The sequence below is a fragment of the Cognatilysobacter tabacisoli genome, assembly GCF_003586305.1.
In the GTDB taxonomy this organism is placed as follows: domain Bacteria; phylum Pseudomonadota; class Gammaproteobacteria; order Xanthomonadales; family Xanthomonadaceae; genus Cognatilysobacter_A; species Cognatilysobacter_A tabacisoli.
The window spans coordinates 775081-789739 of record NZ_QXJI01000001.1 but is presented as its reverse complement, the minus strand read 5'-3'; the positions used below and the strand labels follow the sequence as shown (position 1 = coordinate 789739).

The following is a 14659-nucleotide window of genomic DNA, read 5'->3' as shown; positions in this document are numbered from 1 at the left end:
CGGCCGCGGGCGCGACGTCGGGATGAGACCGGGCGTGCCCGAGGTCCGATTGCTTTCGGACCTCGCCGAAGTGACCCCCGCGCAGTGGGATGCGCTGCACGATGGTGCCAACCCGTTCGTTGCCCACGCGTTTCTCGCCGGCATGGAGCAGCACGGGTGCCTGCGCGCGCAGTGGGGCTGGACGCCGCGTCACCTGACGCTGTGGAACGGCGACGAACTGGTCGCCGCGGCGCCCGGCTACGCCAAGGAAAACTCGCACGGCGAGTTCGTGTTCGACCACGCGTGGGCGCATGCCTTCGCCCGGCACGGCCTCGACTACTTTCCGAAGTGGCTGTGCGCGGTGCCGTATTCCCCGGTCACCGGCCCGCGCCTGCTCGCGCGCGACGAGGCCGGCCGACGCGCCCTGCTCGATGCGATGGCGCTGCAGACCGCCCGCGACGGCTGGTCTTCGGCGCACGTCAACTTCCACCGCGCGGACGAGGACGCGGCGTTCGGGCCCGAATGGCTTGCGCGCGAGGACATCCAGTACCACTGGCACAACGCGGCCGGCTGGCGCGACTTCGATGCGTTCCTCGCGGCGATGGACCACAAGCACCGCAAGAACATCCGGCAGGAACGTGCCCGGGTCGCGCGCGCCGGCGTCCGGTTTCGCGCCGTCCATGGGACTGACGCAAGCGAGTCGGACCTCGCGGCGATGCACCGCTTCTACCTGCAGACCTTCGCCGAGTACGGCAACCACCCGGCCATCACCTTCGCGTTCCTGCAGCACCTGGCGCAGGCGATGCCGCGCGCGCTGGTGATCCTGCTGGCCGAGGTCGACGGGGAGCCGATCGCCGGCGCGCTCTGCCTGCGGGGGCGGGACACGCTGTACGGGCGCTACTGGGGCAGCGACGTCACGCTGCCCGGCCTGCATTTCGAGACCTGCTACTACCAGGGCATCGACTACTGCCTGCGCGAGGGCCTCACGCATTTCGAGCCCGGGGCGCAGGGCGAGCACAAGCTGGCGCGTGGCTTCCTGCCGACGACGGTGCGCAGCCGGCACTGGATCGGGGAGCCGGCGTTCCGTGACGCCCTGCGCCACTGGTGCGCCGAAGAGCGCGCGGCGGTCCGGCGGCACCGGGATCGGCTGGCAACGCACTCACCCTTCAAGTCGACGGCCGACGCGCTCGCGGGCGATCATCCGGCCGATGCCGCTTCGCCTGCCCGTCCTCCCGTCGGATCCTGACGCGCCCTTTCCCGATCCGGCGGGCGCGCTGCGCGAGCCGGACGGACTGCTCGCCTTCGGGGGCGACCTGTCCCCCGCCCGCCTGCTCAACGCCTACCGCCGCGGCATTTTCCCGTGGTACTCGAGCGGCCAGCCGATCCTGTGGTGGAGCCCCGACCCGCGTGCCGTGTTCCGCACCGACCGCGTCCACCTGACGCGGCGCTTCCGTCGCAGCCTGCGCGACTGCGGCTGGACCGTGCGAGCCGACACCGCGTTCGACGCGGTGCTGGCGGCGTGCGCCGCAATCCCTCGTCGCGGCCAGCGCGGCACCTGGATCACCGGCGACATGCGCGAGGCGTACGCCGACATGCACCGCCTCGGCCACGCGCATTCGGTGGAGGTCTACGACGGTGAGCGGCTGGTGGGCGGGCTGTACGGGATGGCCGTCGGCCGCATGTTCTTCGGCGAAAGCATGTTCAGTGCCGAATCCGGGGCGTCTAAGGTCGCGCTGGCCAGCCTGGCTCGGGCGCTCCACGACTGGGGCTGGCCGCTGCTCGACGCCCAGGTCGACAACGACCACCTCCAGCGACTCGGGGTCGAGCTCTGGCCGAGAAGCCGCTTCCAGCAGGCGATCGCCCCCCTGGTTTGCGCGGACGGGCCACCGGGTCCGTGGACCGATCGCTTCGGCGAACGCGCGGCGCGGGCGCTGGCGTCCGCCGCGGTCCACCCGTCGGGCTGAACCCCCGGCGGGATCGCCTTTGCCCTCGGTGCCCCGCGCGTGGCAGAATGCGCGGCTTCGCGGGCCCGAACGGTCCGCATACCGCGACAAGCATTACCAAGGACCACATGGCAAAAGACGACGTGATCGAATTCGAGGGCACGGTGGCGGAAACCCTTCCGAACACCATGTTCCGGGTACGCCTCGAAAACGGGCACGAGATCATTGCCCACATCTCCGGCCGCATGCGCAAGAACTACATCCGCATCCTCACCGGCGACAAGGTCAAGGTCGAAATGACCCCATACGACCTGACGAAGGGCCGTATCACCTACCGGATGAAGTAATCGGCGCTTTCGCGCACTGCTTCACGAAGTATCGGTAAGTAATTGAAAGAAAAAGGCGGCCTGGACCGCCTTTTTCTGTGTCCGCTTGGAGGACCGGTCACACCGTGGCCGGTAGCAGCTTCTCCGGCTCGGCCTGCGCGTCGACCACCAGCTCGTCGTCGCGCACGTCGATGCTGACCCGGCCGCCGTTGAGCAGCTTGCCGAACAGCAGTTCGTCGGCCAGCGGGCGCTTGATCTTGTCCTGGATCACCCGCGCCATCGGGCGGGCACCCATCAGCGGGTCGAAACCGTGCTGGGCGAGCCAATCGCGCGCCGCCGGCGTCGCCGACAGGGTCACGTGCTTCTCGTGCAGCTGCGCCTCGAGCTCGATCAGGAACTTGTCGACCACGCGCAGGATGTGCTCGAAGCCCAGCGGCTGGAACTGCACGACCGCATCGAGGCGGTTGCGGAACTCCGGCGTGAAGCTCCGGCGAATGACCTCCATCGCGTCGGTGCTGTGGTCCTGCTTGGTGAAGCCGATCGTGCGCCGGGCTGCCTGCGCCGCGCCGGCATTCGTGGTCATCACCAGGATCACGTTGCGGAAGTTCGCCTCGCGCCCGTTGGTGTCGGTCAGCACGCCCCGATCCATGACCTGCAGCAGGATGTTGAAGATGTCCGGGTGCGCCTTCTCGACCTCGTCCAGCAGCAGCACGCAGTGCGGCGTTTTGACGATCTTCTCGGTCAGCAGGCCGCCCTGGTCGAAGCCGACGTAGCCCGGAGGCGCGCCGATCAGGCGCGAGACCGAGTGCGGCTCCATGTACTCGGACATGTCGAAGCGGACCAGTTCGATGCCCAGCTGCAGCGCGAGCTGGCGGGTGACCTCGGTCTTGCCGACGCCGGTCGGGCCGGCGAACAGGAAGTTGCCGATCGGCTTGTCCGGGTTGCCCAGCCCGGAGCGGGCGAGCTTGATCGCGGACGTCAGCGTGTCGATCGCCGGGTCCTGGCCGAAGATCACCATCTTCAGGTTGCGCTCGAGGTTGCGCAGCACGTCCTTGTCCGAGGCGCTGACCTGCTTGGCCGGGATGCGCGCCATCTTGGCGACGATCGTCTCGATCTCCTCGACGTCGATCAGCAGCTTGCGTTCGCCTTCCGGCAGCAGCCGCTGGCGCGCGCCGGCCTCGTCGATCACGTCGATGGCCTTGTCCGGCAGCAGCCGGTCGCCGATGTGCTTGACCGACAGGTCGACCGCGGCCTGCAGCGCCTCGTCGGCGTAGGTGACGCCGTGGTGCGCCTCGTACTTGGGCTTGAGCCCGTGCAGGATCTCGACGCTCTCGCCGACGGTGGGCTCGACGATGTCGATCTTCTGGAAGCGCCGGGCCAGCGCCCGGTCCTTCTCGAAGATGCCGCGGTACTCCTGGAACGTGGTCGAGCCGATGCAGCGCAGCTCGCCGGACGACAGCGCGGGCTTGACCAGGTTGGACGCGTCCATGGTCCCACCGCTGGCCGAGCCGGCGCCGATGATGGTGTGGATTTCGTCAATGAAAAGAATGGCTTCCGGCAGCTTCTTCAACTGCGCCAAAACTGCCTTGAGCCGCTTTTCGAAGTCGCCGCGGTACTTGGTGCCGGCCACCAGGGCGCCGAGGTCGAGCGCGAAGATGGTCGCGTCGAGCAGCACCTCCGGCACGTCGCCATCGACGATGCGCTTGGCCAGGCCTTCGGCGATCGCGGTCTTGCCGACGCCGGCTTCGCCGACATACAGCGGGTTGTTCTTGCGACGGCGGCACAGCACCTGGATCGTGCGCTCGACCTCGTCCGCGCGACCGACCAGCGGATCGATCTTGCCCTCACGCGCCAGCAGGTTGAGGTTGACCGCGAACTCGGCCAGCGCATCGGACTTACCGTCGCCACCCTCGCCTTCGGTGCCCTTCGACTCCGACTCGTCGGACGACGAGCCACCCTCGTCGCCGTGCTTGGCGATGCCGTGGGAGATGTAGTTGACGACGTCGAGCCGGGCGATATCCTGCTGGTTGAGGAAGTACACCGCGTGGCTGTCCTTTTCGCCGAAGATCGCGACCAGCACGTTGGCGCCGGTCACTTCCTTCTTGCCCGAGGACTGGACGTGGTAGACGGCGCGCTGCAACACGCGCTGGAACCCGAGCGTCGGCTGGGTGTCGCGGTCGATGTCGACCGGCAGGACCGACACGGACGTCGCGATCGCCTGCTCCAGGTCGGACCGCAGTCGGGGGAAATCGGCGCTGCAGGCCTTGAGCACCGCCTCGGCCGACGGGTTGTCGAGCAGCGCCAGCAGCAGGTGTTCGACCGTCATGTACTCGTGGCGCGCCTCGCGGGCGCGCTTGTAGCACTGGCCGATGCTGAATTCGAGGTCCTTGCTGAACATGGGGCGGAAGCCTCCGGAAAGCGACTGCTGTCCTAGATGGGGACGTGCCTGGCCTTTTCCATGCAAGTCCCGTGCAGGCCGATCATGCGGGTTGGACCGCCCCGGTCGGGTCGGGTTCCACCCCCTCGCCGAGTAGGACGTCCTACGCCGGACTATTAGGCCTTTTCCATCGTGCACAGCAAGGGATGCTGGTTGAGCCTTGAGTATTCGTTCACCTGGGCCACCTTGGATTCAGCGACTTCCCGGGTGTAGACCCCGCACACCCCCCGGCCCCGGGTGTGGACGTGCAGCATGATCTGGGTCGCCTTCTCGGCGCTCATCGGGAAGAAGCGCATCAGCACTTCCACCACGAAGTCCATGGGCGTGTAGTCGTCGTTGAGCAGCATCACCGAGTACAGCGGCGGCCGCGCGACTTCGGGCGTGCCGGTCTGTACGGCGACGCCGTGCTGGTGGTCGGATTCGGGGTTGGAGGCCATCGGGCCATTGTACTTTCAGCGGTGCACGCGCTGGATCGTCGTCGGCCAGACGCACCCGCGGCGCGGCCCTGCCTGCATTGCATGGACGTCCTGCCCGCCGCGCTCCAGAATGAACGTGCGGCAACCCATCCACTTCCGAGGCCTCCATGCGCCCTGCCCCGATCGCGTCACCGCTGCTGTTCCTGCTTGCCTGCGCGCTGCTCGCACCCGCCGCCCACGCGGCCGACGCCTCGGTCGAGGCTCGCCTGGACGCGCGCGGGGTCAAGTACGTCGTCGACGACGACGGCGACTACAAGGTCACCTACAACTACGAGGCCGAAGGCCGCTCGCAGCTGGTCTTCGTGTCCGGCTCGACCGAAAGTGTCGGCGGCTTCAAGGTCCGCGAGGTGTTCGCGCCGGCGGCGCGCATCGGCAAGGACGGGATCAATGGCGCCAAGGCGCTGGAGCTTCTGGCCGAGAGCCGCAAGAACAAGCTGGGCAGCTGGGAGATCAACGGGGACGCGCTGTACTTCGTCATCAAGCTGCCCGACAGCCTCGACGCCACCGCGCTCGAATCGGCGATGGACATCGCCGCCGAGACCGCCGACGACATGGAAATCAAGCTTTCCGGCGACCGGGACGATCTGTAAGTGAGCTATCGGCAGGGCCAGTTCTGGCAACCGGATGTGACCGTGGCGACGATCGTCGTCGCCGACGGACGGCTGCTGATGGTCGAGGAAAGCGCCGGCGGACGACTGGTGCTGAACCAGCCGGCCGGGCACCTGGAGCCGGACGAGAGCCTGGTCGACGCGGCCCTGCGCGAAACCCGCGAGGAAACCGGCTGGGACGTGCGCCTGACCGGGTTCGTCGGTGCCTACCAGTGGAAAGCACCGTTGCAGGCCGACGGCACCGGCGGACGCCACTACCTGCGGTTCGCGTTCTGCGCCGAGCCGGTAAAGCATGACCCGTCGCAGCCGCTCGACGACGGCATCGTTCGCGCCGTGTGGATGACCCCGGGCGAACTGCAGGCCGATGTCGCACGCCACCGCAGCCCGCTGGTGTGGCGCGCCGTGTCGGACTTCCTGGCCGGCAGCCGCCACCCGCTGCAGCTCGCCCAGCACCTGGCATGAGCGCCCCGCGCACCGTGGTCGGCGTGTCCGGCGGCGTGGACTCGTCGGTGGCGGCACTGCTGCTGCGCGACGCCTGCGAGCCGCTGGCCGGACTGTTCATGCAGAACTGGGCCGACGACGGCAGCGGCGACTGCCGTGCCGAAGATGACCGCCGCGACGCGGTGGCGGTCTGCGGGCGCCTGGGCATTCCGATCCACTTCCGTGACTTCTCCAGCGAATACTGGGCCGGCGTGTTCGAGCACTTCCTCGCCGAGTACGCGGCCGGGCGCACGCCGAATCCCGACGTCCTGTGCAACCGCGAGATCAAGTTCAAGCACTTCCTCGACGCCGCGCACGGCATCGGCGCGGAGTTCATCGCGACCGGCCACTACGCGCGCGTCGCACGCGACGGCAATCGCGTGCGCCTGCTGCGCGCAGCCGACCGCAGCAAGGACCAGAGCTACTTCCTGCACCAGCTCGGGCAGCAGCAGCTGGCGGCGACGCGCTTCCCGCTCGGCGAACTGGCCAAGTCGCAGGTCCGGCGGATCGCCGCCGACGCCGGGCTGCCGACGGCGGCCAAGAAGGATTCCACCGGCATCTGCTTCATCGGCGAGCGCGACTTCCGCGAGTTCCTCGGTCGGTACCTGCCCGCGCGCAGCGGCGAGATCCGCACCCCCGACGGGCGCGTGGTCGGCGAGCATCCCGGTGTCTTCTACTTCACCCTCGGACAGCGGGAAGGCCTGCAGATCGGCGGCGTGCGGGGCTTCGATGCCGCGCCGTGGTACGTGGTCGGCAAGGACGTCGCCGGCAACGTGCTGTATGTCGACCAGGGCGTCGACACGCCGTGGCTGCAGTCGCGCTGCCTGTGGTCGGAAGGCGCGCACTGGATCGCCGGCGGGCCGCCGGCCGCGCGTTTCAGCTGCACCGCGCAGACCCGCTACCGCCAGCCCGACGAACCGTGCGAGGTCGAGGTCCGCGACGACGGTTCGCTGTCGGTCGCGTTCGGACGCGACCAGCGCGCGGTCACGCCAGGGCAATCGCTGGTGCTGTATGACGGCGACACCTGCCTGGGTGGCGCGGTGATCGCGTCCACCGACGCCCCCCTCGAACGACGCCACCGGGCCCACGCCGCATGACCGAACGCTCCAACACCGCCGATCCGATGCACGGGCGGGTGCTCGCCCTCGCCGGCCTCGCCCAGGCGCTCGCGCAGGTCCGCCGCCTGGCCGACACCGGCCAGGCCAACGAAGAGATGCTGAAGGCCTGCATCGACTCGGTGTTCCGCATCGAGGCCGCCAGCGCCGCCGAGGTGTACGGCAGCCCCGGCTCGCTGCGGCCCGGCCTGACGCTGCTGCGCGACTACTTCACCAGCCAGGCCAAGGACGAGCAGCTGCCCCGTCTGGCGCTGGCGGTCGTGCAGCTGGAGCGCCGCTTCGTTCGCGACGACGAGATGTCCGCGCACGTGCGCGCCGGCATCGAAGCGCAGGCGCCGGTCGCGGAGCGGCTCGGCAGCACCCACCCCGACGTCCTGTCCGCGCTCGGCGCGCTGTATTCCGAATCGCTGAGCCACCTACGGCCGCGCGTGCTGGTTCAGGGCAATCCGCACTACCTCGGACAGGCCCAGGTCGTCGCCGAAGTGCGCGCGGTGCTGCTGTCCGCGGTGCGCTCGGCCGTGCTGTGGCGCCAGCTCGGCGGCAGCCTGTGGGATTTCCTGCTGCGCCGCCGGCAGATGCTCGCGGCGATCGAGGATCAGCTGCGCTGAACGAACGCGGTGCCGGGGGCGCCGCCCGCGGTGCCGTGCACGTTGTCCATCCACGCCCAGCCGACCGCGGCGGCCAGCGCGACGCCCATCATCCACCGCAGCAGATGCTCTAGCCGGTCCGACCGGCTGGTCCTGTGCATTTTCATGGTGCCCCCTGTGCGGCGGATGAGACGCCGACGCTGCCGCAGCGTCTGAGAGGTCGGTCACGCACTCGACCAAAGGCGCATGGCGCGCCGGCCAAGTCTTGAGCGCGGACACAAAAAACCCCGGCCGGAGCCGGGGTTTTCATTCGGCGCGGTGCCCGATCAGGCCGCGACGGTGTCCGCCGCCTGCTGGTACTCCTCGATCTGGTCGAAGTTCATGTAGCGGTAGATCTGCGCGCCGTTGGTGTTGATCACGCCGATGTCCGCCATGTACTCCTCGCGGGTCGGGATGCGGCCGAGGCGCGAACAGATCGCCGCCAGTTCCGCCGACCCCAGGTACACGTTGGTGTTGCGGCCGAGGCGATTGGGGAAGTTGCGGGTCGACGTCGAGAACACCGTCGCGCCCTCGCGCGCCTGGGCCTGGTTGCCCATGCACAGCGAGCACCCGGGCATTTCCATCCGCGCACCGGCGGTGCCGAAGGTGCCGTAGTGGCCTTCCTTGGTCAGTTCGGACGCATCCATCTTGGTCGGCGGTGCGACCCACAGGCGGGTCGGGATGTCGCGCTTGCCTTCGAGCAGCTTCGCAGCCGCACGGAAGTGGCCGATATTGGTCATGCACGAGCCGATGAACACTTCGTCGATGTGCGCGCCGGCGACGTCCGACAGCGTCTTGACGTCATCCGGATCGTTCGGGCACGCGACGATCGGCTCGACGATCTCGTTGAGGTCGATCTCGATCACCGCCGCGTACTCGGCGTCGGCGTCGCCCTCGAGCAGCTGCGGGTTGGCCAGCCACTCCTCCATCTTGCGGATGCGCCGCGACAGCGATCGCGCGTCGGCATAGCCCTCGGCGATCATCCACTTCAGCAGCGTGATGTTGCTGGTCAGGTACTCGACGATCGGCTCCTTGTCGAGCTTGACCGTGCAGCCGGCCGCGGAGCGCTCGGCCGAGGCGTCGGACAGCTCGAACGCCTGCTCGACCTTCAGCTGCGGCAGGCCTTCGATCTCCAGGATGCGGCCAGAGAAGATGTTCTTCTTGCCCTGCTTGGCGACCGTCAACAGGCCGGACTTGATCGCGTACAGCGGGATCGCGTTGACCAGGTCACGCAGGGTTACGCCCGGCTGCATCTCGCCCTTGAAGCGCACCAGCACCGATTCCGGCATGTCCAGCGGCATCACGCCGGTGGCCGCGGCGAACGCGACCAGGCCCGAACCGGCCGGGAACGAGATGCCCACCGGGAAGCGGGTGTGCGAGTCGCCACCGGTGCCGACGGTGTCGGGAAGCAGCATGCGGTTGAGCCAGCTGTGGATCACGCCGTCGCCCGGGCGCAGCGAGATGCCGCCGCGGTTGGAGATGAATTCCGGCAGCGTGTGGTGGGTCTTGACGTCGACCGGCTTCGGATACGCCGCGGTGTGGCAGAACGACTGCATGACCAGGTCGGCCGAGAAGCCCAGGCAGGCCAGGTCCTTGAGCTCGTCGCGGGTCATCGGGCCGGTGGTGTCCTGCGAACCCACGGACGTCATCTTCGGCTCGCAGTACGTGCCCGGGCGCACGCCGGTGCCCTCGGGCAGGCCGCACGCGCGGCCGACCATCTTCTGCGCCAGCGAGTACCCCTTGCCGGTGTCGGCCGGGTTCTGCGGCAGCCGGAACAGCGTCGACGGCGGCAGGCCCAGCGCCTCGCGCGCCTTGGCGGTCAGGCCGCGGCCGACGATCAGCGGGATCCGGCCGCCGGCGCGGACCTCATCGAACAGCACGTCCGACTTGACCTGGAACTCGGCGATCACTTCGCCGTTCTTCAGCGCCTTGCCATCGTACGGGCGCAGCTCGACCACGTCGCCCATGTGCATCTGCGACACGTCGAGTTCGATCGGCAGCGCACCGGCGTCCTCCATCGTGTTGTAGAAGATCGGCGCGATCTTGGAGCCCAGGCACACGCCGCCGAAGCGCTTGTTCGGGATGTACGGGATGTCCTCGCCGGTGAACCACAGCACCGAGTTGGTCGCCGACTTGCGGCTCGAGCCCGTGCCGACCACGTCGCCGACGTAGGCCACGAGGTGGCCGCGCTCCTTCAGCGATTCGATGAAGCGGACCGGGCCGCGCTTGCCGTCCTCCTCGGGGACGATGCCGTCGCGCGCATTCTTCAGCATCGCCAGCGCGTGCAGCGGGATGTCCGGGCGCGTGGTCGCGTCGGGTGCCGGCGACAGATCGTCGGTGTTGGTTTCGCCGGTCACCTTGAACACCGTGACGGTGAGGCTCTGCGGCACCGGCGGGCGGCTGGTGAACCACTCGGCCTCGGCCCAGCTGCGCAGCACGGACTCGGCGTTGGCGTTGCCGCGCTCGGCTTTCTCCTGGACGTCGTGGAAAGCGTCGAACACCAGCAGGGTGTTCTTCAGGGCGTTCGCGGCGATGCCGCCGACGACGGCGTCGTCGAGCAGTTCGACCAGCGGGTGCACGTTGTAGCCGCCGAGCATGGTCCCCAGCAGCTCCGTCGCGCGCTCGCGGCTCAGCAGCGGGCTCGCTTCGGTGCCGAACGCGACCGCGGCCAGGTACGAGGCCTTGACCTTGGCGGCGTCGTCGACGCCGGCCGGTACGCGATGGGTGATCAGGTCGAGCAGGAAGCCCTCCTCGCCCGCCGGCGGCTGCTTCAGCAGCTCGATGACCTCGGCGGTCTGCTGTGCGGTCAGCGGCAGCGGCGGGATGCCCAGCGCGGCGCGCTCGGCAACGTGTTGGCGGTAGCTGGAGAGCATGGAAATCCCGTCAGGTGAGGCGGAAGGGCACCCGTCGCATCGCCACGCGCGGCCGCGAGGCCGCGTGCGCGGGAGACAGGGCGACACAGGAACCGGGAGCCACGCCGGCCGACGCGCGTGCGTTCGGAGGGCGGCCAATCCCGGGTGCGTATTTTGCCCGACGACGGGCCTGCGGGCAAACCCGAGCCATGCCCGCAGGCCTTCTGCGACAAGGGTTTGCGGCCCGTTTCGAAACGCGGAGCCTTCGACCTTGGTCGTGGTTACACGCGACCTGAATGCGATTTCGTGATAATCCCGTGGCCCCATGTCCCTTGCCACCGGCAGCGCCCGCCCGGCCCTGCGCAGGTGCCGTCCGTCCCCGCACACAGGGAGCCCCCCCCCATGTCCGACTCCTTCTCGACCCGCCGCCAGCTCGAACTCGGCGGTCGCGCCCTGACCTACTTCAGCCTGCCGGTGCTCGGCGAGCGCTACGACCTCGCCCGCCTGCCGTATTCGATGAAGATCCTGCTGGAGAACCTGCTTCGGCACGAGGACGGCGTCAGCGTGCTGCCGGCGCACATCGAGGCGGTCGCCCAGTGGGACCCGAAGGCCGAGCCGGACACCGAGATTGCCTTCATGCCGGCGCGCGTGGTCCTGCAGGACTTCACCGGCGTGCCGTGCGTGGTCGACCTGGCGGCCATGCGCGACGCCGTCGCCCGCCTCGGCGGCAAGCCGTCCCAGATCAACCCGCTGATCCCGTCCGAGCTGGTCATCGACCACTCGGTGCAGGTCGACGTATTCGGGCGCGCCGACGCGCTCGACCTCAACGGCAAGATCGAGTTCGAGCGCAACAAGGAGCGCTACGCGTTCCTGCGCTGGGGCCAGAAGGCATTCGCCGACTTCAAGGTGGTGCCGCCGAACACCGGCATCGTCCACCAGGTCAACCTCGAACACCTTGCCCGCGTCGTGATGGAGCGCGAGGTGACGCTGCCGGACGGCCGCGTGGAGCTGCAGGCGTTCCCGGACACCGTGTTCGGCACCGACAGCCACACCACGATGATCAACGGCATCGGCGTGCTCGGCTGGGGCGTCGGCGGCATCGAGGCCGAGGCCGCGATGCTCGGCCAGCCGTCGTCGATGCTGATTCCGCAGGTGGTCGGCTTCAGGCTCACCGGTCGCCTGCCCGAAGGCGCGACCGCGACCGACCTGGTGCTGACCGTCACCCAGATGCTCCGTTCGCTCGGCGTGGTCGGCAAGTTCGTCGAGTTCTTCGGCGACGGCCTGCAGCACCTGCCGCTGGCCGACCGCGCGACGATCGCGAACATGGCGCCGGAGTACGGCGCCACCTGCGGCATCTTCCCGATCGATGCCGAGGCACTGACCTACCTGCGCCTGTCCGGCCGCAGCGAGGCCCACATCGCGCTGGTCGAGGCCTACGCCAAGGCGCAGGGCCTGTGGCACGACGCCGCGTCGCCGCAGGCGAACTACTCGACCACGCTGGAGCTCGACCTCGGCGATGTGCGTCCGTCGCTTGCCGGCCCGAAGCGGCCGCAGGACCGCGTGCTGCTCGAGAAGGTCCAGGAGAACTTCCACGCCAGCCTCGAGGGGCTCACGGCCGGGCGCCAGGCCCGCCGGGGCGAGGTCAAGCGCATGGACGCCGAGGGCGGCGACCAGCCGCAGGCCGAACACCTCGCCGCGCGCCCGACGTCGCGGATCCGCATCCACGACCAGGACGCCGACCTGTGCGACGGCTCGGTGGTGATCGCCGCGATCACCTCGTGCACCAACACGTCCAATCCGGCGGTGATGCTCGGTGCCGGCCTACTCGCGCGAAACGCCGCGCGGCTCGGCCTCAAGGCCAAGCCGTGGGTCAAGACCTCGCTGGGCCCGGGCTCGCTGGTGGTCACCGACTACCTGAAGAAGGCCGGCGTGCTCGACGATCTCGAGACGCTCGGCTTCTACGTCGTCGGCTATGGCTGCACGACCTGCATCGGCAACTCCGGCCCGCTGCCCGACGAAGTGTCGCGCGGCATCGCCGAGAACGACTTGGCCGTCGCCTCGGTCCTGTCGGGCAACCGCAACTTCGAGGGCCGCGTGCACCCCGAGGTCAAGATGAACTACCTGGCGTCGCCGCCGCTGGTGGTCGCCTACGCGATCGCCGGCACGGTCGACATCGACCTCACCCGCGACCCGCTCGGCCACACGCCTGACGGCAAGCCGGTGTTCCTGCGCGACATCTGGCCGAGCAACAAGGAAATCGGCGACACGATCGCGGCGACCGTCGGGCCGGAGCTGTTCGCGCAGAATTACGCCGACGTGTTCAAGGGCGACACCCGCTGGAACCAGATCGAATCGCCCGACGGCGAGTCGTACGCGTGGGACGAGGCGTCTACGTACATCAAGAATCCGCCGTACTTCGACGGCATGACGATGGCCGTCGGCACCATCCGGGACATCCGCGGCGCGCGCGTGCTGGGGCTGTTCGGCGACTCGATCACCACCGACCACATCTCGCCGGCCGGCAACATCAAGAAGGACTCGCCGGCCGGGCGTTTCCTGCAGTCGCGCGGAGTGCAGCCGGCGGACTTCAACAGCTACGGCAGCCGGCGCGGCAACGACGACGTGATGGTCCGCGGCACGTTCGCCAATATCCGCATCAAGAACCTGATGCTCGGCGGCGAGGAGGGCGGCAACACGTTGCACCAGCCCTCCGGCGAGAAGCTGCCGATCTACGACGCGGCGATGCGCTACAAGGACGAGGGGGTGCCGCTGGTGGTGATGGCGGGCAAGGAGTACGGCACCGGCTCGTCGCGCGACTGGGCCGCCAAGGGCACCAACCTGCTCGGCGTGAAGGCGGTGATCGCCGAGAGCTTCGAGCGCATCCACCGGTCCAACCTGGTCGGCATGGGCGTGCTGCCGATGCAGTTCAAGCCCGGACAGAACGCAGGAACGCTCGGCCTCGACGGCAGCGAGGTGATCGACATCACCGGGCTCGACGACGGCGCCGCGCGCACCGCGACGGTCGTCGCGCGCAAGTCCGACGGGCGCGAGATCCGCTTCGAGGCGGCGGTGCTTCTGCTGACGCCGAAGGAAGTGGAGTACTTCCGCCATGGCGGCCTGCTCCACTACGTGTTGCGTCAGCTGGCCAGCCGCAGCATCGCCTGAGTTTCGGGAGCGGCGGAAGCCCTGCCCTCGCGCAGTGCGCGAGGGCGTTCGCGCCGGCGCGGACCGATGGTCCGCAAGCGCCCTCCCTCACCCGCCACGGCGGCCTGCTGCACTACGTGTTGCGTCAGCTGGCCAGCCGCAGCATCGCCTGAGTTTCGCGAGCAGCTGAAGCCCTGCCCTCGCGCAGTGCGCGAGGGCGTTCGCGCCGGCGCGGACCGATGGTCCGCAAGCGCCCTCCCTCACCCGCCACGGCGGCCTGCTGCACTACGTGTTGCGTCAGCTGGCCAGCCGCAGCATCGCCTGAGTTTCGCGAGCAGCTGAAGCCCTGCCCTCGCGCAGTGCGCGAGGGCGTTCGCGCCGGCGCGGACCGATGGTCCGCAAGCGCCGTCCCTCACCCGCCACGGCGGCCTGCTGCACTACGTGTTGCGTCAGCTGGCCAGCCGCAGCCTCGCCTGAGTTTCGGGAGCTGCAGAAGCCGTGCCCTCGCGCAGTGCGCGAGGGCGTTCGCGCCGGCGCGGACCGATGGTCCGCAAGCGCCGGGCCTCACCCGCCACGGCGGCCTGCTGCACTACGTGTTGCGTCAGCTGGCCAGCCGCAGCATCGCCTGAGTTTCGCGAGCGGCGGACGCCCTGCCCTCGCGCAGTGCGCGAGG

Annotated in this window: 11 protein-coding genes and 1 pseudogene; 8 read left to right on the top strand and 4 right to left on the bottom strand. The window is 69.2% G+C overall.

Annotated elements, in window-relative coordinates; all coding sequences use genetic code 11:
* Positions 1 to 34 precede the first annotated feature (34 nt).
* From D3A60_RS08150 to infA, 3 genes and pseudogenes are all read left to right on the top strand, one after another.
* Positions 35 to 1150, top strand: a pseudogene (locus D3A60_RS08150) (GNAT family N-acetyltransferase); the annotation flags it as partial.
* Positions 1151 to 1187: 37 nt separating this feature from the next.
* On the top strand, positions 1188 to 1943 hold the full coding sequence (gene aat, locus D3A60_RS08145; RefSeq protein ID WP_119718197.1) for a leucyl/phenylalanyl-tRNA--protein transferase: 756 nt from the start codon (positions 1188 to 1190) through the stop codon (positions 1941 to 1943).
* 107 nt (positions 1944 to 2050) lie between these two features.
* The gene (gene infA / locus D3A60_RS08140; RefSeq protein WP_031372296.1) at positions 2051 to 2269 is read left to right on the top strand and encodes a translation initiation factor IF-1; all 219 of its coding nucleotides are present in this window, start codon (positions 2051 to 2053) and stop codon (positions 2267 to 2269) included.
* A 97-nt stretch (positions 2270 to 2366) separates the two neighbouring features.
* Here infA and clpA read toward each other — a convergent pair whose 3' ends face one another.
* Both clpA and clpS read right to left on the bottom strand, forming a co-directional pair.
* Positions 2367 to 4646 (bottom strand): ATP-dependent Clp protease ATP-binding subunit ClpA, encoded by a 2280-nt coding sequence (gene clpA, locus D3A60_RS08135; RefSeq protein ID WP_119718196.1) that lies wholly within the window; start codon positions 4644 to 4646, stop codon positions 2367 to 2369.
* A gap of 155 nt (positions 4647 to 4801) precedes the next feature.
* Positions 4802 to 5122: an ATP-dependent Clp protease adapter ClpS gene (gene clpS, locus D3A60_RS08130; protein WP_119718195.1), complete on the bottom strand. Its 321-nt coding sequence runs from the start codon at positions 5120 to 5122 to the stop codon at positions 4802 to 4804.
* Between the two features lie 146 nt (positions 5123 to 5268).
* On the opposite strand from clpS, the gene D3A60_RS08125 reads away from it, so the two are divergent.
* Genes D3A60_RS08125 through hflD form a run of 4 tightly spaced genes read left to right on the top strand, consistent with a single transcriptional unit; the run spans position 5269 to position 7972 of the window.
* Entirely contained in the window at positions 5269 to 5751 is a 483-nt protein-coding gene (locus D3A60_RS08125) for a hypothetical protein (RefSeq protein ID WP_119718194.1), read from the top strand.
* Positions 5752 to 6231: an NUDIX hydrolase gene (locus tag D3A60_RS08120; RefSeq protein WP_119718193.1), complete on the top strand. Its 480-nt coding sequence runs from the start codon at positions 5752 to 5754 to the stop codon at positions 6229 to 6231. It begins immediately after the preceding gene.
* Positions 6228 to 7346, top strand: coding sequence for a tRNA 2-thiouridine(34) synthase MnmA (mnmA, locus tag D3A60_RS08115; protein ID WP_119718192.1), 1119 nt, complete (start codon positions 6228 to 6230; stop codon positions 7344 to 7346). The genes D3A60_RS08120 and mnmA overlap by 4 nt, the downstream gene beginning before the upstream one ends.
* A gap of 26 nt (positions 7347 to 7372) precedes the next feature.
* Positions 7373 to 7972, top strand: a complete 600-nt coding sequence (hflD, locus tag D3A60_RS08110) for a high frequency lysogenization protein HflD (protein ID WP_119719035.1) — start codon at positions 7373 to 7375, stop codon at positions 7970 to 7972.
* Here the strand turns inward: hflD and D3A60_RS14505 are convergent.
* Together D3A60_RS14505 and acnB are read right to left on the bottom strand one after the other, a co-directional pair.
* Positions 7960 to 8118 carry a hypothetical protein gene (locus D3A60_RS14505; RefSeq protein WP_157981432.1) on the bottom strand — a complete coding sequence of 53 codons (159 nt, stop codon included), beginning with the start codon at positions 8116 to 8118 and terminating at the stop codon, positions 7960 to 7962. The two genes, hflD and D3A60_RS14505, sit on opposite strands and share 13 nt — an antisense overlap.
* A gap of 159 nt (positions 8119 to 8277) precedes the next feature.
* On the bottom strand, positions 8278 to 10863 hold the full coding sequence (gene acnB / locus D3A60_RS08105; protein ID WP_119718191.1) for a bifunctional aconitate hydratase 2/2-methylisocitrate dehydratase: 2586 nt from the start codon (positions 10861 to 10863) through the stop codon (positions 8278 to 8280).
* A gap of 381 nt (positions 10864 to 11244) precedes the next feature.
* Between acnB and acnA the strand changes: the two genes are divergently transcribed.
* Positions 11245 to 14007, top strand: coding sequence for an aconitate hydratase AcnA (gene acnA, locus D3A60_RS08100; protein ID WP_119718190.1), 2763 nt, complete (start codon positions 11245 to 11247; stop codon positions 14005 to 14007).
* Positions 14008 to 14659 lie beyond the last annotated feature (652 nt).